General features: G+C 69.7%; 19 protein-coding genes, 4 tRNA genes and 3 pseudogenes. 12 read left to right on the top strand and 14 right to left on the bottom strand.

Going from position 1 to position 20974, the window contains the following annotated elements:
• Window positions 1–10: 10 nt before the first annotated feature.
• The 3 genes from FHX37_RS10120 to FHX37_RS10130 form a co-directional block, all read right to left on the bottom strand.
• Window positions 11–484 carry a MarR family winged helix-turn-helix transcriptional regulator gene (locus tag FHX37_RS10120; protein ID WP_141923684.1) on the bottom strand — a complete coding sequence of 158 codons (474 nt, stop codon included), beginning with the start codon at window positions 482–484 and terminating at the stop codon, window positions 11–13.
• Window positions 485–552: 68 nt separating this feature from the next.
• Complete coding sequence (locus FHX37_RS10125) at window positions 553–1176, bottom strand: alpha/beta hydrolase (protein ID WP_141923685.1); 624 nt, start codon at window positions 1174–1176, stop codon at window positions 553–555.
• Between the two features lie 2 nt (window positions 1177–1178).
• Window positions 1179–2129: a VOC family protein gene (locus FHX37_RS10130; RefSeq protein WP_141923686.1), complete on the bottom strand. Its 951-nt coding sequence runs from the start codon at window positions 2127–2129 to the stop codon at window positions 1179–1181.
• Between the two features lie 119 nt (window positions 2130–2248).
• Here FHX37_RS10130 and FHX37_RS10135 point away from each other — a divergent pair, with 119 nt between their 5' ends.
• Window positions 2249–3361 carry a maleylacetate reductase gene (locus FHX37_RS10135; protein WP_211351792.1) on the top strand — a complete coding sequence of 371 codons (1113 nt, stop codon included), beginning with the start codon at window positions 2249–2251 and terminating at the stop codon, window positions 3359–3361.
• A 60-nt stretch (window positions 3362–3421) separates the two neighbouring features.
• Here FHX37_RS10135 and FHX37_RS10140 read toward each other — a convergent pair whose 3' ends face one another.
• From FHX37_RS10140 to thrS, 7 genes are all read right to left on the bottom strand, one after another.
• Window positions 3422–5041, bottom strand: coding sequence for an amidohydrolase (locus FHX37_RS10140; protein ID WP_246062226.1), 1620 nt, complete (start codon window positions 5039–5041; stop codon window positions 3422–3424).
• A gap of 127 nt (window positions 5042–5168) precedes the next feature.
• Window positions 5169–6047, bottom strand: coding sequence for a hypothetical protein (locus FHX37_RS10145; RefSeq protein WP_141923687.1), 879 nt, complete (start codon window positions 6045–6047; stop codon window positions 5169–5171).
• Entirely contained in the window at window positions 6044–6991 is a 948-nt protein-coding gene (locus FHX37_RS10150) for an ATP-binding cassette domain-containing protein (RefSeq protein WP_141923688.1), read from the bottom strand. The genes FHX37_RS10145 and FHX37_RS10150 overlap by 4 nt, the downstream gene beginning before the upstream one ends.
• Window positions 6988–7410: a GntR family transcriptional regulator gene (locus FHX37_RS10155; protein WP_141923689.1), complete on the bottom strand. Its 423-nt coding sequence runs from the start codon at window positions 7408–7410 to the stop codon at window positions 6988–6990. The genes FHX37_RS10150 and FHX37_RS10155 overlap by 4 nt, the downstream gene beginning before the upstream one ends.
• A 339-nt stretch (window positions 7411–7749) precedes the next feature.
• Window positions 7750–8247, bottom strand: coding sequence for a hypothetical protein (locus tag FHX37_RS10160; protein ID WP_211351793.1), 498 nt, complete (start codon window positions 8245–8247; stop codon window positions 7750–7752).
• A 111-nt stretch (window positions 8248–8358) separates the two neighbouring features.
• The gene (locus tag FHX37_RS23855) at window positions 8359–8484 is read right to left on the bottom strand and encodes a hypothetical protein (protein ID WP_281288289.1); all 126 of its coding nucleotides are present in this window, start codon (window positions 8482–8484) and stop codon (window positions 8359–8361) included.
• A gap of 600 nt (window positions 8485–9084) precedes the next feature.
• Complete coding sequence (gene thrS, locus FHX37_RS10165; RefSeq protein WP_141923690.1) at window positions 9085–11064, bottom strand: threonine--tRNA ligase; 1980 nt, start codon at window positions 11062–11064, stop codon at window positions 9085–9087.
• Window positions 11065–11519: 455 nt separating this feature from the next.
• Between thrS and FHX37_RS10170 the strand changes: the two genes are divergently transcribed.
• Entirely contained in the window at window positions 11520–11825 is a 306-nt protein-coding gene (locus FHX37_RS10170; RefSeq protein ID WP_141923691.1) for a PGPGW domain-containing protein, read from the top strand.
• 222 nt (window positions 11826–12047) lie between these two features.
• Here FHX37_RS10170 and FHX37_RS10175 read toward each other — a convergent pair.
• Window positions 12048–12121 (bottom strand) — tRNA-Val (locus FHX37_RS10175).
• A gap of 439 nt (window positions 12122–12560) precedes the next feature.
• On the opposite strand from FHX37_RS10175, the gene FHX37_RS10180 reads away from it, so the two are divergent.
• The gene (locus FHX37_RS10180; RefSeq protein ID WP_141923692.1) at window positions 12561–12980 is read left to right on the top strand and encodes an SsgA family sporulation/cell division regulator; all 420 of its coding nucleotides are present in this window, start codon (window positions 12561–12563) and stop codon (window positions 12978–12980) included.
• A gap of 172 nt (window positions 12981–13152) precedes the next feature.
• On the opposite strand, the gene FHX37_RS10185 is transcribed toward FHX37_RS10180, so the two are convergent.
• The gene (locus FHX37_RS10185; RefSeq protein WP_141923693.1) at window positions 13153–13995 is read right to left on the bottom strand and encodes an aminotransferase class IV; all 843 of its coding nucleotides are present in this window, start codon (window positions 13993–13995) and stop codon (window positions 13153–13155) included.
• 944 nt (window positions 13996–14939) lie between these two features.
• Between FHX37_RS10185 and FHX37_RS10190 the strand changes: the two genes are divergently transcribed.
• From FHX37_RS10190 to FHX37_RS23205, 8 genes and pseudogenes are all read left to right on the top strand, one after another.
• A complete protein-coding gene (locus tag FHX37_RS10190) occupies window positions 14940–15371 on the top strand; it encodes a roadblock/LC7 domain-containing protein (protein WP_141925174.1) in 432 nt (143 codons plus the stop codon).
• A gap of 150 nt (window positions 15372–15521) precedes the next feature.
• Window positions 15522–15593: transfer RNA gene (locus tag FHX37_RS10195), tRNA-Gly, on the top strand.
• Window positions 15594–15623: 30 nt separating this feature from the next.
• Window positions 15624–15695 (top strand) — tRNA-Gly (locus FHX37_RS10200).
• A 42-nt stretch (window positions 15696–15737) separates the two neighbouring features.
• Window positions 15738–15812: transfer RNA gene (locus FHX37_RS10205), tRNA-Cys, on the top strand.
• Between the two features lie 198 nt (window positions 15813–16010).
• Window positions 16011–16582, top strand: a pseudogene (locus FHX37_RS10210) (IS607 family transposase).
• A complete protein-coding gene (gene tnpB / locus FHX37_RS10215) occupies window positions 16579–17967 on the top strand; it encodes an IS607 family element RNA-guided endonuclease TnpB (protein WP_141923694.1) in 1389 nt (462 codons plus the stop codon). Before FHX37_RS10210 ends, tnpB begins: the two are co-directional and overlap by 4 nt.
• A gap of 114 nt (window positions 17968–18081) precedes the next feature.
• Window positions 18082–18309 (top strand): annotated as a pseudogene (locus FHX37_RS24085) (YybH family protein); the annotation flags it as partial.
• The gene (locus FHX37_RS23205) at window positions 18260–18526 is read left to right on the top strand and encodes a hypothetical protein (RefSeq protein ID WP_211351942.1); all 267 of its coding nucleotides are present in this window, start codon (window positions 18260–18262) and stop codon (window positions 18524–18526) included. The pseudogene FHX37_RS24085 and the gene FHX37_RS23205, both read left to right, overlap by 50 nt.
• Before the next feature lie 73 nt (window positions 18527–18599).
• Here the strand turns inward: FHX37_RS23205 and FHX37_RS10225 are convergent.
• Both FHX37_RS10225 and FHX37_RS10230 read right to left on the bottom strand, forming a co-directional pair.
• Window positions 18600–18818 (bottom strand): annotated as a pseudogene (locus FHX37_RS10225) (MBL fold metallo-hydrolase); the annotation flags it as partial.
• Window positions 18772–20100: a haloacid dehalogenase type II gene (locus FHX37_RS10230; protein ID WP_342777610.1), complete on the bottom strand. Its 1329-nt coding sequence runs from the start codon at window positions 20098–20100 to the stop codon at window positions 18772–18774. The gene FHX37_RS10230 and the pseudogene FHX37_RS10225, both read right to left, overlap by 47 nt.
• Here FHX37_RS10230 and FHX37_RS10235 point away from each other — a divergent pair.
• Window positions 20000–20830: a prolyl oligopeptidase family serine peptidase gene (locus tag FHX37_RS10235; RefSeq protein WP_211351795.1), complete on the top strand. Its 831-nt coding sequence runs from the start codon at window positions 20000–20002 to the stop codon at window positions 20828–20830. The two genes, FHX37_RS10230 and FHX37_RS10235, sit on opposite strands and share 101 nt — an antisense overlap.
• The last annotated feature ends 144 nt before the right edge of the window (window positions 20831–20974 follow it).

A 20974-nucleotide genomic window follows, 5' to 3' on the forward strand; every position in this document is an offset into this window, starting at 1 on the left:
GAGGAGCCCGTTACCCGCGCCTTGTCGGGGCCGGGACGTTCAACCGGCTGGTGATCTCACCGAGCAGGCGGACCTGTTCGTCCGACAGCCGGTCGAAGACGCGCTCCCGGACCTTGGTGGCGTGGCCGGGTGCCGCCGTGCGCAACGCGTCCAGCCCGTGCTCGGTGAGGACGGCCCAGTTGCCGCGCCGGTCGCCCTCGCAGTGCTCGCGGCGGACGTATCCCGCGTTCTCCAGCCGGGCGATCTGGTGGGACAGCCGGCTCTTGGACACGATCACGGCGTCGGCGAGCTCCCGCATCCGCATCCGCTGGTCGTCCGCCTCGGAGAGGCTGACCAGGATCCCGTACTCGACCAGTGTGAGACCGCTGCGCTCCTGCAGGTCGCGGTCCAGCTCCTGTTCGATCTGGGACTGGGCGCGGAGGAAATCGCGCCAGATCCGCTGTTCGTCACCGTCGAGCCACCTGACCGCGTCCATGTGTGCCATCGTATTCCGTTCCAGGTGGGCGGGTTGACAACGGCCCCGCCCGTCCGGAACGGGACGCCGTCGCCGGGTCATACCTTCCGGAGCCAGCTCCGGGCCTCGTCGACCACGTTCGGCGGTAGGGCGTGTCCGCCGGGGTGTTGGGTGACGGTGACGTCGGCCCCGCGTTCGGTGAGCTGCTCCGCCAGCAGGTGCGCCTGGTCGATCGGGGTGATGGGGTCGGCCGTGCCCGCACCCAGGAACACCGATGTTCCGGAGAGGTCGACCATGTCCGGCTGCCGGTCCTGGAGCGGGGCGGCTGCCGCCAGCAGCACGGCGCCGCGCAACAGTCCCGGGTGCAACAGCAGCGCGGCCGCGGCGATGTTCGCGCCGTTGGAGAAACCGACGGCGAGGATCCGCCGCGTGTCCAGCTCGTGCTTCGCCGCCACCGCGTTCACGAAGTCCGCGAGGTCGTCGGTGCGCGCGACCACGTCGTCCACGTCGAAGACGCCCTCGCGCAGCCTCCGGAACCACCGGTTGGCGCCGTTCTCGTTGACCTGACCGCGGGGGGACAGCAGGGCGGCCCCCGGATACAGGGTCCGTCCCAGCCCGAGCAGGTCGTGCTCGTCGGCGCCGGTGCCGTGCAGCAGCAACAGCGTCGGCGCTCCCGGTTCGGTGGCCGGGTGGAACACGTAGGGCACGTCCGTGCTGGTCATGATCATTCCTCTGCTTTCAGCTCGGGAAGGGCGTTCTCGATCTGGGCGCGGTTGGGCTCCAGCCAGGGCGGGAGTTTGAGTTTCCGGCCCAGTTGGAGCAGCGGTTCGTCGTAGTCGAACCCGGGGCCGTCGGTCGCGATCTCCAGCAGTACACCTCCCGGCTCGCGGAAGTAGATCGAGGTGAAGTAGGACCGGTCGCGCACCTCGGTCACCCCCACCCCGTCGTTGGCCAACTGCTGTTGCCAGGCGACCTGCGCCTGTTGGTCCGGGGCGCGGTAGGCGACGTGGTGCACGGTTCCGGCGGCCACCAGGCCGCGTTGGACGGCCGAGTCGGCGAGCACGTCGACCACGGTTCCCACACCCTGGGCCGCCTCCCTGGTGTGGAACCGGTAGCGGTTGCCCTCCTCAGCGGCGAGCTGGAAGCCCAGTTTCCCGTTGAGCATGCCCGCGGTGCGGTCGAGGTCGTGCTCGGTCAGGGTGACGCCGCGAATACCGCGGATGGCGTGCTCGGTGGGGACCTCGCCGCCGTCCCACGGGTCGGTGTCGTGGTGGTCGGCGCTGGCCACCAGCTCGATCGCCAGACCGTCGGGATCCTTGAGGCTGAGTACGTCCTCGTCGAGCCGCTCGGTGGGGCGGGTGGTGGCCACACCGAGCGAGTCCAGGTGGTGCTCCCACCAGCCGATGGATCCCTCCGGCACCGAGAAGGACGTCGTCGTCGCCTGGCCCGCGCCGACACGGCCCCGGGGGGCCTCCGGCCACGGGAAGAAGGTGAGCACCGTGCCGGGGTTGCCCGCCCGGTCCCCGTAGTACAGGTGGTAAGTGTCCGGGGCGTCGAAGTTCACCGTCCTCTTGACCAACCGCATCCCCAGAGCGTTGCGGTAGAAGTCCGCGTTGGCCTGCGGGTCGCTCGCGATCGCCGTGACGTGGTGGATTCCCGCGGGACGCTGTGTCATGGCCACTGCCCTCCTCATCTCTAAGCCAGTTTCATCCTAGGAAACAGTTGAAATTTGAACAACATTCCCGCCGGCCCTCCCCTCGGAGGTTACGCTCATATAGTTGAAGATTGAATAAAATGGGAACCGTTTCCCAGTCACACGGCGCCGCCGAGACGAAAGAGCACCACATGGCCAGCTGGAACCCGGAGTTCACCCACGAGGGGTTGCCGATGCGGGTCCGCATGCGCCCGGGCGCGCTCGCCGACCTGCCCGGTGAGACACGGTCGCTGGGCCTCGACCGCCCGCTCGTCCTCTCCACCCCCGGCCAGGAGAGGACCGCCCGCGCGGCCGCCGACGCGCTGGGCGAACGCACGGCCGGTGTCCACCCGCACGCCGCCGCCCACGTCCCCACCGCCTCCGCCGACGCCGCCAACGCCGCGGTCCGCGCCGCCGGCGCGGACGGATGCGTCGCGATCGGTGGCGGCAGCGCGATCGGCCTGGGCAAGGCGGTGGCCCTACGACAGCGGCTTCCCGTCGTCGCCGTCCCCACCACCTACGCGGGTTCGGAGATGACTCCCGTGTGGGGTATCACCGGCGAGGACGGCAAGCACACCGGCCGCGACCGGGGCGTCCTCCCCGCCAGTGTCATCTACGACCCCGAGTTGACCACCACGCTGTCGCCACACACCTCCACGATGAGCGGGATCAACGCCATCGCCCACGCCGTCGAGGCGCTCTACGCCCCCGACTCCTCACCCCTGACCGCCCTGATGGCGGAGGAGGGCGTACGCGCACTGGCCGAGGCCCTACCCGCCGTGACCGCCGACCCGAGTGACACGGCAGCGCGCGGGCGCGCACAGTACGGCGCCTGGCTGTGCGGCTCCTGCCTGGGAACGGCCACCATGGGGCTGCACCACAAGCTCTGCCACGCACTGGGAGGCATGCTCGACCTGCCGCACGCGGACACGCACGCGACCGTGCTGCCCCACGTACTCGCCCACAACGCGCCGGCCGCTCCCCGCGCCCACGCAGCGCTGCGGCGCGCCCTCGGCAGCGACGACCCCGTATCGGCGCTGCGCGCGCTGGCCTCCACGGCCTCCGCGCCCACGACCCTGGCCGAGCTCGGCATGACACGCGCCGACGTCGAACCGGTCACCGAGCGGGTGCTGGCGGCCCCCTACGCCAACCCCCGGCCGGTGACCGCCGAGGGAGTGCGCGGGATCCTGCGCTCCGCCATGGGCACGCCCTGACCCGCCCCTGGCCCTCCGGAGGAGCACGGCCGGCACCGGGCTGCACGGGCCGGTGCCGGGTCACGACACCCGCTCGCCACCCAACCAGGTGCCGCGCTCGGCGACCGCGCCGATACGCGTCTCGTCGACCGAACGCGGGTCGTTATCCAGCCACACGAGGTCGGCGTTGGCTCCGGGTGTCACCGTTCCCCAACCGTGCTCCGCACCGGCCTGGTACGCGGAACCCGCCGTGTATGCCTCCAGCGCCTCCTCCACCCCGATCCGCTCGTGCGGCAGCCACCCACCGGGCGGGTAGCCGGCGGGCGTACGGCGGGACACCCCCACCTGGATCCCGTCCAGCGGCCGGTGGCTGCTGACCGGCCAGTCACTGCCGAAGCTCAACCGCGCCCCGCTGTCGCGCAGGGATGCCGCCGGGTACTGCCTGCAGGAGCGTTCCTCCCCCAGACGCGGGATGGTGAGTTCGCGTTGGATGCCGTTGTACTGGGCCCACAGCGGTTCCAGGTTGGCGACCACCCCGAGCTCGGCGAACCTGTCCAGGTCCCGGGGATCGACGAGCTGCGTGTGCGCGATGACGGGGCGCCGGTCCCACGCGGGGTTCTCCCGGCGGGCGTGTTCCACCGCGTCCAGCGCGCTGCGCACGGCGGCGTCCCCGATCGCGTGGAGGTGCACCCGGAAGCCGCGCCGGTCGAACGCGGCCACCCCGGCGGCGAGCTCCGCGGGGGACCACGTCGGCGTCCCGCACTCCCCGGGCGTGTCCTGGTAGGGCGCGAGCAGGGCCGCGGTGCCGCCCTCCACCACCCCGTCCACGACGAACTTCACCGTGCGGGCCGTGAGCATCCCCGCGGCGGCGGGCTCCTCCGCGACGCCGGCGCGCACCCGGGCGAAGGCGTCCAGCTGGTCGTGCCAGGCCCCCGGAACGGCGCGCAGCGCCAGGTCGGCGCGGGTGCGCAGCAGCCCGCGCCGCAGGGCAGCGCGGTACACCTCGACGTCCTCCGGGTCGACCCAGGCGTCCTGGACCCAGGTGACGCCGGTGACGGTGTAGCGCCGCCCCGCCTCGCTGAGCGCCCGCACCCGGTCCTCCAGCGTCACCGGCGGCGCGAGGTCCAGCACCGGTAGGAGAGCACCCCACTCGCGCAGTGTTCCCAGCGGCGCCCCGTCGCCGCGGCGCACGATCACGCCGTCGGAGGGCTCCGGTGTGTCGGCCGTGATTCCCGCGCGGCGCAGCGTCTCGGTGTTCACCCAGGCCGTGTGGTAGTCGGAGGCGCGCAGGACCACGGGACGGTCCGGTACCCGGGCGTCCAACCAGCGCGCGTCCAGCTCTCCGCCGGGGGCGATGGTGGGGTCGTAGCCGCCGCCCACGATCCACTCGGCCTCGGGGTGCTCCCGCGCCCACCGGCCCACCGCGTCAGCCACCCGTCCGGGGGTGTCCAGGCCGCGCACCCGCGGCCCCTGCAGTTCCAGACCTCCGACCACGGGGTGGGCGTGGCCGTCCCCGAAGGACGGCATGAGGAAGCCGCCCTCCAGGTCGACCACCTCACCCGCTCTGGGGGCCAGCGCGGCGGCCTCCGCCCCGAGGGCGACGATCCGCCCGCCCCGTGCCGCGAGGGAGTGCGTCCGCGTGCGGCCGCGGCCGGACCACACCGTCCCGTTGGTCCACACGGTCATGTCGCCTTCGCGCACTCGTGAGCTCCGTTACCTGCCCGGCTGCCTGACACCACGGATGGTAGACGCAGAGAGCGACCGCTCCCTCCCACCGGACGGACGGGGCGGGAGGGAGCGGTGTGTACGCGACGACCGGGACCGTTTCCTAGTCCATACGCCGCACGCGCCGCCACGCGAACACCATGACGGCGGCCGCCGCGGCCAGGCAGAGCGCGGCCTCCGCCCCCTGCGCGATCCAGAACCACTCCCGGGCGGGAAGGAACTCCGTACCTGTGCCCCGCAGCCCGTCTACTCCGCCCCCTTCCGCGGCCGTGTCCACCTTGCGGGAGAGTTCCCCGTCCGTGGTGATCGCCAGGGCCAGGGCCTGGGGACGCACGTAGTCGGCCAGGGCGTAGCACGCACCGCAGACGAGCAGGGTGAGCGCCATCGCGGGCACGGTCCGGCGCAGTACCACCCCGGCAGCCACCCCGACGGCCAGGAACAGCAGCGCGTAGCCCAGGGCCACCGGCGGATAGATGCTGTAGTTGGACCCCAGCTCAACCGCCGGTAGGTACGAGTCCGCCAGCCGCTCCCCCCATCCTGCGGCGATACCGGGCAGGGCCGGCACCGAGCCGAGCCGCTCCCAGGAAACCCAGTATCCCCCCTGTAACAGGTTGACGGACCACGCGTGCCACACGAGCAGGGAACTGGCCACAGCGGCGACCACGGCCGCCACCACGGCCGCCAGGCCCACCTGGGCGGTGAACCACCGCCGCCGGGAGACCGACTGGGTGAACACCATCCGGTGCGTCCCCTCCTGGAACTGCCTGGCGAGCAGTGGCGCTCCCCAGAAGACACCGACCAGTAACAGGACCGCACGGACCAGGAGGTCCGACGTTTCGGGCATCTTCAGATAAAGCGACCCCAGGAACGGCCACAGGTCGTCGAACACCTGAACGTACACCGCGCCGGCGACCGCCAGCACTACCGCGGCGGCGACACCCAGGCGCTGCTGGCGCCACGTGAGCCACAACACACCGTTCACGACAGCACCTCGGCTTCCTGCGTCACGGTCTCCCCCAGCGCCGCGGCCGTGTACAGCTCCGCGACCTCCGGATTGCGCATGTGGGCGAGCACGACCTCCTCGGCGGTGACCCGCTCGGGGTACCAGTCCGGCGGCAACTCCCCGTCGGAACGCACCAGAGCGCCCGACCCGCGGCCGGTCTGCCACGAATCGACAACCGTGTGTCCGGACTCCGTGCCCGTGTCGGCGCTTTCGGCGTCCTCCGCGCCGGGGACCGTGGTGACGCGCCGGTGGGCCCGGGCGATCTCCTCGGGTTCCCCCGCGAGCTGGACGCGCCCCTGGTTGAGCAGGAGCAGGTAGTCGCACACTCCGTCCATGTCGGGGAGGGTGTGTGAGGAGATCACCACGGTCAGCTCCCGCTCCGCGGCCTCGGCCAGTACCAGTCCCAGCACCTCGTGCCTGGCCACCGGATCCAGTTCGGCCAGTGGCTCGTCGAGCAGGACGAGGTCAGCGCTCTTGCCCAGGGTGAGCGCCAGCGCCACCAGGCCGCGGTGTCCTCCCGACAGGGTGTTGACCCGGGCCGATCCCGGTATGTCGCCCACGGCCAGTACCCGGCGGGCCAGACTCGCGTCCCACGAGGGATTGAGTTCCCGCCCGGTGCGCATCATCTCGTCGACGGTGAAGCTGCGGAACAGGGGTTTGTTCTGGTCGAGGAAGGAGACCCGCCGGCTGCCTTCCCCCCTTGCCACGGGGGAACCGAGCACGTCCACCGTTCCCGTCGTCGGTTCGGCGATCCCGCACACCAGGTCCAGCAGGGTGCTCTTGCCCGCTCCGTTGGTTCCGACCAGGAAGCAGATCCGCCCCCGGGGAACCGACACGGAGCAGTCGCGTAACGCCCACGTCCCTCCGTAACGCTTGCCGAGACCACTGGTACGCAGAGCCGGCGTCGCGGCCGGTCCGGTCATTCCTCCTCCTCGCTCGTGTCGGCAGTGTCGGTTTCCGGCCGCGCGAAGCACTCGCCGGCGACGGAGTCGACCAGGGCGGCCACATCCTCGGCTCCGAGGCCCGAATCGCGGGCACGCCGCATCCAGGCGACGAGGTCGGCACGCAACCGGGAGTCCGCCGAGGCCTCCGAACGCGCCAGTGATCCGGTCACGAACGTTCCCCGCCCGCGTACGGCCTCGACCAGCCCCTCGCGTTCCAGCTCCCGGTAGGCCCGCAGCACGGTGTTGGGATTGATCGCTGTCGCGTTCACCACCTGTTTCGCCGTGGGCAGCCGGTCACCGGGCAACAGAGCGCCCAACCGCATGGCGCGCTTGGTCTGTTGCACAAGCTGCATATAGGTGTCGACGCCTGAGTTGCGGTCGATGCGGTACTCGATCACACCCACCACCATTTCACTAATTGATTAGTTCAATGATGGTATACGTAGCCCCTGGAAGGAATCAACCTGTGCGCGCACGCCCCTGGGCCCGCCCGCCGAGCGCACGCTGGACGGGCGGTGGTCGCTGGCACTCCGCTGGAGCGCCCTGTGGCTCGCCGGCCCCTCCGGTCGCAGGAGAGCGGGTCCGTACGGACCAGCCCCAGCGGCGGACACGGGTAGGACGCGTGGAGCTGTCCCGGGCCACAGGCCGGCCCGTCCTGCCGGAGCGGCCGGCCCACAGCACCCGTCAGGCCCCGCGGGGCCTGACGGGATCACCGGACGCGGGACCTGGAGCGCCCCCTACGCGGGTTCGGTCCGCGGACCACGGAAGCCGCGGCGCAGGAGGGCGACCCCGACGCCCAGCACCCAGACCGTGGCAAGTCCGACGAAGGGCAGGAGGATCTCGAACGAGACGCCGGGAAGCCGCAGGAACAGCGCCGCACCACCAGCGAACCATCCGAGGGTTCCGACGATGCCGACCGAGCACAGTACGCGTGAGTGCTCCCCGCTGCGCAGCATCGCCAGGGCGTAGAGAGCCAGCGCCAATCCGAGGAGCGTCTGGGACAGGATGGAGGTACCGCCGACGAGCCCTTCCGTGACCCGGCTGTCGACCAGAGCGGCGGCGGCGCCGCGCTCGCCGGACGACCACTGCTGGGCGACCACACCGCTGCTGAATCCGTCGTGGGCGTAGTTGACCGCGAACACGGCGGCCGCCGCCACCAGCACGGGGTCGGCCATCCGCGCGATCGCCCCGCTTATCGGATCTGTCAGGGTGCGACCAGCCGTCGTGAACGCCACGGCCCAGCACAGTACCCCGAGCACGCCGGCCAGGGCCGCGGCGAACCACCACGGATTCCCGGCGATGTAGTCGAGAGTCCCGAGCGGATCGCCGCGCGGGATGTCCTGCCGCTACTGGAGGAGGTTGCTGACGATCGTCAGGACACCACCGACCAGAGCCAGGATTCCCGACGACGCCATCCGGAACCGCTGCGTTCCGCCATCCTGTGTCGCCCGCCCCTGCACGGGTTCTGACATGGCCCTCATCCACCCTTCCGCATGTGTCACGTGCGGCCGCGATCGGTACTCACCGGAGAGGATCCCGCGGGCGGGGCCTGTCGCCATCCGGCCTGTCCCCTGGATCTCGGCCCGGGGATCCCGGACATCACCCCCAGGACACCCGTGCGCGGGACCACTCGGTGAAGGTGGTCGGTCCGGTCACCGCAGTGAACCAGCGGGAAGGGCGGTACTGTCCACCACACCGAATCGGGGTCAGCCGTCGGATGTCCGTGCGTCCGTGGACATCCCCGCCACGACCATCGACCTCAGCCAGCTCACCACCCGCGAAGCCACCGGCCCCGGCACCGTCCGGAACCGCTCCGGGAATCTCACCCCTGGTGGGATCGGTACCCCGGAGCTGTACGGGTGGCGGCGCCGAGGCGAGACGAGCACTGTCCTCCTCCCGCTGCCCATGGAGGCGTGGGACGAATCACGGCACCACCGTTGCCACCCGCCGGGAAACCACGGGGCCAGCGGCGGGGCGGCGTCGGGAATAGTGGACACACGCAGGCGGGGCAGCCGGAGGAGGTCCCCGGCCGCCCCGCCTGCGACTAGTGTCCGGCTCCGCTCCCGCGGAACTCAGACCTGCTTGCCCTCGCGCACCGCGGCGACGATCTCGGCGACGGCGTCGTCCACGGGGACGGCGTTGTTCTGCGAACCGTCCCGGTAGCGGAAGGAGACCGCGCCCTTGCTGACGTCGTCGTCGCCGGCCAGCAGCATGAACGGCACCTTCTGCTTCTGGGCGTTGCGGATCTTCTTCTGCATCCGGTCGTCGCCGGAGTCCACCTCCACCCGGATCCCCTGGGAACGCAGTTTCCCGGCCGCGTCCTCCAGGTGGGCGACGTGCTCGTCCGCGATCGGGACCCCGACGACCTGCACGGGTGCCAGCCACGCCGGGAACGCCCCGGCGTAGTGCTCCAGCAGCACACCGAAGAACCGCTCGATCGACCCGAACAGGGCCCGGTGGATCATCACCGGCCGCTGACGGGAACCGTCGGCGGCGGTGTACTCCAGGTCGAAGAGCTTGGGCTGCTGGAGGTCCACCTGGATCGTGGACATCTGCCAGGTCCGGCCGATGGCGTCCTTCGCCTGCACCGAGATCTTGGGGCCGTAGTACGCGGCTCCGCCCGGGTCCAGCACCAGATCCAGTTCCTGCTTGTCCGCGGCCCGACGCAGCGCCTCCGTGGCGCTCTCCCACTCCTGCGGACCGCCGAGGAACTTGTCGGAGTCGCCCCGGGTGGAGAGTTCGAGGTAGAAGTCGCTCAGCCCGTAGTCACGCAGCAGGTCGAGCACGAACGTCAGCAGGGTGTCCAGCTCGTCGGGCATCTGCTCGATGGCGCAGTAGATGTGCGCGTCGTCCTGGGTGAAGCCCCGGGCCCGGGTGAGACCGTGCACGACACCGGACTTCTCGTACCGGTACACCGTGCCGAACTCGAACATCCGCAGCGGAAGTTCCCGGTAGGACCGCCCGCGCGCCTTGAAGACCAGGTTGTGCATCGGGCAGTTCATGGCCTTGAGGTAGTAGTCCTGACCGTCGAACTCCATCGGCGGGAACATCGCCTCCGCGTAGTTCGGCAGGTGCCCGGACGTCTCGAACAGTTTCGCCTTGGACAGGTGGGGCGTGTTGACGAACTCGTAGCCGGCCTCCTCGTGCCGGCGTCGCGAGTACCGTTCCATCTCGGTACGCACCACCCCGCCCTTGGGGTGGAACACCGCCAGGCCGGGCCCGAGCTCGTCGGGGAAGGAGAACAGGTCCAGCTCCGCGCCGAGCTTGCGGTGGTCCCGCTTCTCGGCCTCCTCCAGGAAGGTCAGGTACTCCTGGAGCGCCTCCTTGCTCTCCCACGCCGTGCCGTAGATGCGCTGCAGCTGGGGATTGAGCTCACTGCCGCGCCAGTAGGCCGCCGCGGAGCGCATCAGTTTGAAGGCCGGGACGACCTTGGTGGTGGGAAGGTGCGGACCGCGGCAGAGGTCCTTCCAGCACAGTTCCCCGGTCCGGGGGTGGATGTTGTCGTAGACCGTGAGTTCGCCCGAACCGACCTCCACGTCGGCTCCGTCCGCGGAGTCCCCGGGCCCGCCCTTCAGGCCGATGAGCTCGAGTTTGTAGGGCTCGGTCGACAGCTCCGCGCGGGCGTCGTCCTCGGTGACCGCGCGGCGGTCGAAACGCTGCCCCTGCTTGATGATCTCGGTCATCTTCTTCTCGATGCGCTTGAGGTCCTGCGGGGTGAAGGGCGTCGTCACGTCGAAGTCGTAGTAGAAGCCGTTGTCCACCGGCGGGCCGATGCCCAGCTTCGCCTCCGGGAAGAGTTCCTGTACCGCCTGCGCCAGTACGTGGGCGGTGGAGTGCCGCAGGATCGCGCGGCCGTCGTCGGAGTCGATGGCTACTGGTTCCACGGAGTCACCGTCGCTCAACTCCGTGGCGAGGTCGTGCAGTTCGCCGTTCACGCGGGCGGCGATCACGGTCCGACCGTCGGCTTCCAGTGCCTGCCCGGCCGTAGTGCCGGCCGCTACCGAACGCTCGGTTCCGGCGAGGGTGATACGCGGCTCAGATACGGCGGACACGGTAGCTCCTCAGTCGTTGGGGAAGAGAACGTCGTTGGCTGGCGCCGCACGCCGGCCAGGACTGGGTTCCGGGCCGTCTGGCCTGGAACCAGGTTCGGGTGTGATGCTATCTCCTCACCGGCGACTGATCATCCGACATTGCCCTTGCCGAGAGCCCTCACACGTCCGGTCAGCGGTGTCGGCCCGCCCCGCTCCCGGCCTCGCCCGGGAGGTTTCCGCGCTTCCGGGACGTCCGTCGTCCGCTTGCGGACACCCGACGGGCCACGGGACCTCCGGGCCCCATGTGCCCGAGGTCGCTCTGGCCCCCGCGTGCTAGCGTCGGTACCGTATCCCCCATGTCTCCGATGCCACCGACCGGAACAGGCTCGCGACCGGTGACACCTCGACTCTCTTCCGCGACGTTGTCCCAACGGTGGCGGAAAGCACGTGTCCGTCTGCGTCTCTGGCGCCGACGCATGCACTCCCATCCTGTCCTGCACTGGACGTGGCGCGTGGCGGTGGTGCTGGTCGGCGGCCCCATCCTGTTGGCGGGGATCGTCATGTGCGTGACCCCCGGCCCGGGGATCGGCGGCATCGTCCTGGGACTGGCCGTGCTGGCGACCGAGTTCGCCTGGGCAGGCAAGCCCCTGCGGCTCGCCCGACGGTGGGGGCACTACGCGAAGGAGAACGCTGTCCAGGCCCAGCACCGGCACCAGGCGCGCAAGGAGGTTCGGCGCGCCCGCAAGGAGGGCTCCCGAGCGCGCAGTTCCTCGCTGCGGTAGGGCGAGCGCGGCAGTCGGTACCAGGCGGAGAGCCACCCGTCGGTTCACGATACGGGCCTGCCCCACAATCAGGACACTTCAGGCGTGTATTGGACAGCTCCCCCATCCGTGGACATCCCGGATTGGAACACGCCCGCACACTGTCAGGTGCGTGGCGCGGCAGACCAAAAATCCAATAAAACGGGCCGGCCCCGTGAGGTTGGGACCGGCCTGTGCGGTGTGTGGGCGATACTGGACTCGAACCAGTGACCTCGTCGGTGTGAACGACGCGCTCTAGCCAACTGAGCTAACCGCCCTCGGGGTTCCGTCCGCCGTGCGAACCGAACAATTAAAACTCTAGCGCATCCACAGGGGTGGATCGTGCATTCACCCCCGCTACAGCGGCCCACAGGAGGGGTGATGGACGTCACATTTTCGCGAACACGATGTTTGGTCAACAGCACGCAAATCCCGGAACCCCGCCGTGGAGGGAGCTTCGGGAAGAGGAAACGGCATGTGAGCAGCGGTTTCGTCTCCGCTCGTGACGCGGGACACACAAAAATTCGGAAATTCCTGGTTTCCGCAGCTCATTACAGTGACGGAGGATCGGAGAGGCCGCGAGGCGCTCCCCATCCACGATCCGAGAGAAAAAGTCTCCTGGTCACGCGTCATAGCACGCGGCCGGCCGCGTTGGAGCGGGCGAGACGAGAACAGCCCGCTCACAGCGGGACCGGATGAGGAAAAGGTTTGGCGAACATGAACAGTAGTGACACCACTGCCAGCGCCGAGCTGGGTCTTCGGCTCGTGGTTCCCGACCGCACAGCGGTCCCGTTGGTCGCGCAGGTGGACTACACGGCCGATGACCCCTACGCCATCAAGGTCGCGTTCCACACCGGCGAGGACGAGCCGGTGGAGTGGATCTTCGCGCGTGAGCTTCTCACCGTGGGAATCGTGCGCCCCGTCGGCGAAGGGGACGTGCGCGTCTGGCCCTCCACGGACGACGAGGAGCGTACGATCAACATCGCTCTCTCCTCGCCCTTCGGCCAGGCGCAGTTCGACGCCCCGGTGTCGCCGCTCGCCGAGTTCCTGCACCGCACGTACGAGATCGTTCCCGCCGGCCAGGAAGCGGACTACGTCGACCTCGACTCCGAGATCCAGCAGCACCTGCACACCTGAGGCAGCCGCTTCCCGGCCGAACCGGCGCCATTTACCGCGCTGCTGTATCCGGGCATGTCCGATACAGGGTGAAATGTAGCCACACTTGCGGCTTTTGGTTACCCATCTTCCATAAGGCACAAACGTGCCGTACCATCCCGCCGCCGACAGCACCGCGATACCGGCGCCCGGATCACGGATCCATGTCAGCGGCGCTGCGCCGCGTGAACACCTCCATCGCTTCGCGCGTCACCGGACCGGGGGCGTTGGCGAGGTTCTTCCGGTCGACACTACGTATGGGTTGCACGTCGCGTCCGGTGGACACCAGAAACGCCTCGGATGCGGTGGAAAGCGCCGGAAGCGGGATATCCGCCTCCGTCCCACCAGCCCACTCCAGCACGAGCTCACGAGTGATTCCCGCCAGCGGACCGGCGGAAAGAGGCGGAGTGAGCAGTTCACCGTCGGAGACGACGAAGACGTTACTGCCCGTACCCTCACACAGGTTTCCCGCCGTGTTGGCGAACAGCGCCTCACTCGCGCCCCGCTCCATCGCGTAGTTCAGCGCCAGGACGTTGTCCGCGTAAGAGGTGGACTTCACTCCGGTCAACGCCCCGTTCTCGTTACGGCTCCACGGGACGACGGTGACGTCCGCTGCGGGGGCGGGGTGCGCCAGTGGCCCTATCGCCACCACGTAGGTGGGTTCGGCACCGGTGCGTTCCGAGCCGAGCGGAGCGGGACCGCCCGTCATCGTGATGCGTACCCGTGCCGGTGAGACGTCCGGGTTGGCTTCCAGCGCCTGGCGCACGCCGTGCGCCAGGCGGGAGAGGTCGGGCTCCGGCAGTCCCAACGCGCCCGCGGAGCGCGCCAGCCTGCGGAGGTGGCGGCTCAGCGCGAACGGCTCCCCCGAGACCGCCTTGATCGTCTCGAAGACACCGTCCCCCACCGTGATCCCGTGGTCCAACACGGACACCCGGGCCTCGTCCGCGTCGAGCACCTGTCCGCTCCCGTGTCCAGCGCCCGCGATCCACACCCGCATCGTTACCGTCTCCTCGATATCTCGGTTTCTCGATCTCTCCCAGGGGCACGGCACGCCTCCGTAGCGGCCCCTATACGCCATCCGTGCTCGACGCAACCCATTGACCAGCATCGGCCGCACCCATTTACGGGATAGGACTGATGGGTAACGTGACGAAATGTCCCACTATCCCGGCACAGATCGTGGCCCTCGACACTCGGATACCCCTCCACCTAACGAATGCATCGGTCACAGATGACTATCATCTAAGCAACTCTTGCAGAACCGTCTCCGTCCTGCCCGTGCCCTCCGGAGTCCACTCCCGCACACGGCCGCACCACAGCGTGGCTGACGCGAGGGAGAGAGCCGTACCGACTCCTCGGGCCGGCGGCGACGTTCTCCAACGACACATCCGCCGTTACCGGACCGGCACTGTTGCGGGAGGTGAGACCGTGGCTCCCCACCACTCGAGCCGTCGTCCGTTCCTGTGTGCGCCTTTGCGCCTCCGGCTCCCGTCGGCCCCTCCCCCACGGCCCGAAACGGGTGAGGGCTGCGGCAGAAGGACCACAACGGCACGGACTCCCTCCCCCACGGCGTTCCGCAGCGCCTTTCCGTCCCTTCCCCTCGAACACCGCGGGATGGGAACCCCCACCACCCCCTGCCGCGGCGGCCGGGAGCACGGCGCCCCTGTTGTGTCACGCACGTTCGGAACCGGTTCTGTCACGGCCGCCCCCGCCCGACCCCCAGGTACACGACCGCATCTTCGGCACGCCTCCCCTGTTCGGGACCACCGACGAAGCACGCCCCGCACCCGCGGGGTTCGGAATCCGGTTCACTCCCACCGGACCGGGTTCCACCCGCCGCCCCCACGTTTCCCAGCGTGAACCGTCGCCCCTACATCACCAGAAAGGAGACGGGCGTCGCCTCCCGCGCCGTGTAGCGGAGAAGGCGTGCCCAACATCTCGATGACCCCACGCAGCACCACAACCGGTGAACTGAGCTGGCTGCTCGATGAGCTCATCACTCGCGCGACGGGCGCGCAGCACGCCATCGTCCTGTCGACCGACGGGCTACTGATGGCATCGTCCAACGGGATCAGCCGCTCCACCGCCGAGCATCTCGCCGCCATTTCCTCGGGGCTGCAGAGTCTCGCGGGCGGTGCCAGCAAACAGTTCGGCGCCGGGAGCATCCGGCAGAGCATCATCGAGATGGACGAGGCCTTCCTGTTCGTCGCTGCCGCCGGGGAGGGCGCGTGCATGGCGCTGCTTGCCGACTCCGACTGCGACGTGGGTCTGGTCGCCTACGAGATGAACCAGGTCATCCAGCGCGTGGGCACCTACCTCTCCGCCCCGCCCCGTCCGGACACCCCCACTTCCTCCAGTCTCCTGGAACCGTGAGACCCCCGGTGCGGGGCACCGCGTGGGGATACTGGCCCCTCGCATCCGTGGTTTCACAAGCCCGCGTTTTCCTCCAGCCGCTGACATCCGTTAGAGTGCGTAACGCAGCGGAGCGGAGCCCGACCCCGTCGGGCCGACCGCGAGCACTGCGCGGACGTAGCTCAGTGGTAGAGCATCACCTTGCCAAGGTGAGGGTCGCGGGTTCGAATCCCGTCGTCCGCTCTGCGGGGAGAACGAGCATCCCCACACCACGCGGACGTGGCTCAGTGGTAGAGCATCACCTTGCCAAGGTGAGGGTCGCGGGTTCGAATCCCGTCGTCCGCTCTGGGTTCCCGGAGAGGCCACTCGGTCCCTCCGGGAGTGTGCGGCGGAGTGGCCGAGTGGCTTAGGCAAGGGACTGCAAATCCCTGTACACGGGTTCGATTCCCGTCTCCGCCTCCAGAACGGGTAAGGCCGTTGTGGTTCCGCTCCGGCGGGCCGCAGCGGCCTTTCTCTTTGGTTACCCGGAAGGGCCCCGCCCGTCGGGTGGTGTGCGCCCCGCGCCGCGGACGACGGGCCCCGTGCGAGTGGACGTCGAGGGGTCGGCGACTGTTCGTTTGAATGTGTAAGAACAAGTAATTCCATGGCAAAGTCTTCCCCATGAAGTTGACGGAGTGGGCGCACACAGGGCGTCTCGTACCGAAGTGCGCTGAACTGGTTCCACGCGGGAACGCTGCCCGTTCCCGCCCGCCAATCGGCCACCGGCACCATCCTCGTCGAGGAGCCGGTGCGCACCGGCGGCCGTACCGTCGCCTACTGCCGTGTTTCCAGCGCTGACCAGAAGCCCGACCTGGAACGCCAGGCGGGACGGGTCGCCACCGAATGCACCCGGCGCAGCATCGCCCTGGATGGCACCATCACCGAAACCGGCTCCGCCCTCAACGGCAACCGGCCCAAACTGCGCGCTGCTGCGTGATGCGTCGGTCGCGGTAATCGTGGTCGAGCACCGCGACCGGCTGGCCCGCTTCAGGGTCGAACACGTGGAAGCGGCCCTGGCCGCATCGGGCCGGTCGCTGGTCGTGCTCGACGACACCGAAGTCGAGGACAACCTGGTGCGCGACGTCACCGAGGTACTGACGTCGCTGTGCGCCCGGCTGTATGGGCGACGATCAGCCCGGCGCCGCGCCCGCGCCGCCGTGGACACCGCCCGCGCGGAGGAAGGGTCGACGTGAACACCGGCGCCACCCACCACCAGGCGTACCTGTTCGCGCTGGAGCCCACCCCCGAACAGGCCCAAGCACTGTCCTCGCACTGCGGGGCAGCCCGGTTCGCCTACAACTGGGGTTTGGCCGCCGTCAAAGCCAACCTGGACCAGCGCACCGCCGAGCGTACCTACGGGCTGACCGAAACGGAGTTGACCCCCGCGCTGAACTGGTCGGCCTACGGGTTGCGCAAACAGTGGAACGCCGCCAAACACGAGGCGGCGCCCTGGTGGGGCGAGAACTCCAAGGAGGCCTACGCCAGCGGATTGGCGAACCTGTCGGCGGCACTGAAGAACTGGAACGCCTCGCGCACCGGCAAGCGCGCCGGGAAGAAGGCGGGGTTCCCCCGGTTCAAGTCCAAGCGGTCCCGCAAGTCGTTCCGCATCACCACCGGCACCTTCGGGTTGGATGAGGCCGACAACCGGCACGTGAAGCTGCCCCGTATCGGTCGGGTGCGTACCGGCGAGTCCACCCGCAAACTCGCCCGCCACCTGGAGCGCGGATCCGCCCGCGTCCTGTCGGCCACCGTCAGTTTCCAGCGGGGCCGCTGGCACGTGTCCTTCACCGTCGAGAAAACCACCGCCGCACCGGCTCCGGCCTCCGTTGGCGGCGCCGTCGGCGTGGACCTGGGTATCAAGCACCTGGCGGTACTGTCCACCGGCGCAACCGTGCCCAACCCCAAACACCTCGACAAGGCGCAGCGCAAGTTGCGGCGCGCCCAGCGGCGGGTCTCCCGCCGCCGCGGCCCCGACCGGCGCACCGGCCAGGCCTCGTCGGCCCGGTGGCGCAAAGCCCGCGCCGCCGCCGACCGCCTCCACACCCGGGCGGCCAACGCTCGCCGCGACCACCTGCACAAGCTCACCACTCGCCTGGTAGCCGGGTTCGACACCATCGTCATCGAGGACCTGAACATCTCCGGGATGGTCGCCAACCGGCGCCTGGCCCGCGCGGTGGCCGACACCGGCATGGGCGAGGTGCGCCGCCAGCTCGACTACAAGACCGCCTGGTCCGGACGCCGCCTGGTGGTGGCTGACCGGTGGTTCCCCTCCTCCAAGACCTGCAACGACTGCGGCGCGGTGAAAGCCAAACTGCGCCTGTCGGAGCGGGCGTTCGCCTGCGAGACGTGCGGGGTGGTCGCCGACCGCGACGCCAACGCCGCGGCCAACCTCGCCGACCTCGCCGAGGTCGCCTCCTCCCCGAGTTGCGGGGCGAGGATAAACGAGCCCGCTGGAAACCCGCGTAAGACCAGCTTCGCTGGCGACGGGTATCGCCACGGGAAGACCCCGCCCAGCCGGGCGGGGTCAAGGCCGCGCCGCAAGGCGACGGCTCAGGACACGTTTTCACACGTTTCCTGAACGGCACGGGAGCGGACGCACCGGCAGTTGACCTCAACCTGACTTGAGGCAACAGGATCTCCGTGACCCACAACCGGAACGGGCCGTGCACCGGCCCGTTGGGAACGGAGAACCATGACCGCCGACAGGCCGACGACCCAGCACGCCTCCAGTAACCATGACGACCGTCGGCAGGTCACCGACGTCGTGGCTCACTACGAGAACGCGTTCAACACCAACGACGCCGCGGCCATGAACGCGTTGTTCACCGAGGACACGATTTTCGTGAACATCGCGGGCACCCTCGTGGACGGTGCTGAGGCCCTGTACCGCTCCCAGGCGTTCGTGTTCGGGAACGGCGGACCGTTGGAAGAAATCAGGGTCAACTACGAAATCGAGAACCTGGCCTTCCTGGCCCCCCGACGTCGCCGTCGTCCACGCACGGCAGCACCCGGTCGACGACCAGGGGCGCCCCACAGCCACCGACACGGCGCGGAAGGAGAGCATCGTGGTGTTCGTCCTCGTCCGCGACGCGCAGGGCTGGCGCATCCGCGTCGGCCAGAACACGGCGGTGGCGTGACACCGACCCCGGTCCGGAGCCGCCGACAGCAGACACCCCCGCGCCGCGCGGCACGCGGCCGGGACGGCGGGCCTCAGCCGCCCCCCGGGCTCCCCAGTTCGTACACCGCTGCCGGGCGGGCCAGCTCGACGGGTCCGGCGAACGCGCTCCGTGCTTCGGTGAGGGTGCAGGCGTCGTCGTTCCACGGGACCAGACGGGTGAGCAGGAGCCTGCGCGCTCCGGCCCGGCGCGCGTGCTCCCCCGCCTCACTTCCCGCCAGGTGCATGTGCTTGGGGTGATCCCAGTGGTCGTGGCCTCACCACCGGCAGTCTCGGACCGCCTGCCAGGGGCAACCGCCATGTGGTGCTGCCGCGTATCGGGGGCGGTGCGCACCCACGAGCCCTTCCCGTGCCGCCCGCCACATGGCCGGCACGGGAAAGGCGGACCACGCGGCCGCGTAACGGTACGATAGCTCGGGACACGCTGCTACACGTTTCCCGAACGGTTCCCGCTGAGGACAGGAGCATCCGGTCGGTGACACGGCGCGACCGCGGGTCCGGGCCCGAGAGCCGGTGATACTCCTCCGGCGGAAAAGCGCTCCCCCCGCCAGTGTCAGCAGCCAAGTTGGTCGGCGAGATCGAGGAAGTCAACGGCGTTGATGCCGAACTCCTCCTCATAGCGCACGTCGACGCCCCCGCAGGTCCGAACTCCAGGGGGCGCGCGACGAAAGCGGTCCGGAAACCCAGCGAGGCCGCAGCCCGCAGGTCGTACTTGTGACAGGCGACCATCATGACCTCGGCGGGAACCAAGCCGAGGTAGGTCGTGGCCATTCGGTAAGTCGACGGGTGGGGTTTGAACGCTCCGGCCATTTCCACGTTGAAGATCGCGTCCCAGGGCAAACCGGCGCGTTTGGAAAGGTGCACGACCGCCGCGACGTCGGTGTTGGAGAGGGTGGCCAGCGTGAAGCGCGCCCTGAGCCGGTTCAGTCCTTCGACCGTGTCGGGCCAGGGTGCGAGCTTCTGCCAGGCCAGCGTCAGTTCCTCGCGCTCGGCGTCGGAGAAGACGGTGATGCCGTCCTCCCCGAGGAGCCGATCGAGCGCCTGACGGTACGTCGAATGCACCGTGACCCAGTTCCCCCGGTCGGGCTCGGCTGATCCCGTCGCCGCGAAATAAGCCGCACGCCACCGGTCGACGAAACGCGCCCAGTCCGTGTCCGGGCAGCGTCCCGCACTGATCCGGCGGGCCTCTCCGCACACAGTGGAGTGGAAATCAACGGCGGTGCCCTGCACATCGAACAGCAGCGCTTTGAGTGGGCGTTGCATCGGGGCTTTCTCTTCCCGTCGAACTGCACGCATCCTCTCAAGGCCGTGTGCGGACCCGCTGTGCGCGTCGTGCGGGCCCGGTTTCGCCCTTGGAGGAAAGGAGAGCCGTCGTCCCGCCGGACTGCCTACGGTGGCGTCGCAGACTGTGAACCGTCGGGGAGGGCAGGGGAGCGTGGAAACCGTTACCGGCACAGCGGCGGGTGTCCCGTTCACGGCGTTGCCACCAAGCGGTGCCACCGGCGCCTCAGCGCCGTTGATCGTGAGCTGGCACATGCTGGACGCGCCCCGCACGGACGCGGCCTTCGCTGCCGCATTGCCCATGGCCGGGGTACCCGCCTGGCGGGTCCACCTCGGTATGCCGATGTGCGGCGCGCGGATGGTCGACGGCCGTGTTGACGCCGTCATCGAACTCATACGTAAGGACCCGTTGATGGCGTACCTGGCCCCGTTCTTCCACCAGGCCGTCGACGAGTTCCCGGCCGCGCTGGCCGAGCTGCGCGACCAGCTGCCGGTCGACGACGGGCCGATCGGTATCCTCGGCGGTTCGCTCGGTGGAGCCGTGGCGCTGGAAGTGCTGGCCGCCGGGCGGATTCCGGTCAAGGCGGCCGCACTGGTCAATCCGGTCGTGCGGATGCGATCCGCTGTTGAGCTCATCGGGGCCGAGTCCGGACGGGCCTACCCGTGGGCTGAGGAGTCCCGCAGGACCGCCGACGAGCTGGACTTCGTCGCCCGCCTCTCCGCAGGCGCCGCGGCGCAGCCGCCGTTGCTCCTCGTCAGCGGCGAGCGGGACCACCCGGCGTTTCGGACGGACGCGACCGCTCTGGTGGGCACCCTGCGTGGGCAGTACGCGCGCCCCGGCGACGTCGAGCTGGCGACCGTGCCGGACCTGCCCCACCCGTTGGCCGAGGAGCCCGGGCTCGAACCCGCCCCGCAGCTGCCCACGGCCAGGGCCGTCGACGAGACCCTGGAACGGTGGTTCCTCCAGCAGCTCACGGCGGAGTGAACGACGACGGGCGGGCTCGGGGGTGCCCGACGCTATGGCAGGATCACGGTCGCTGGCCACGGCGCTCCCTCCCCGCACCGGGGCAGGGAAGGTGCCCGGAGAGCGGGTTGTACGGGGGTGAGGCGCGACGTCCAGGTGTTCGCT

Origin of the sequence: Haloactinospora alba, assembly GCF_006717075.1 — a bacterium.
In the GTDB taxonomy this organism is placed as follows: domain Bacteria; phylum Actinomycetota; class Actinomycetes; order Streptosporangiales; family Streptosporangiaceae; genus Haloactinospora; species Haloactinospora alba.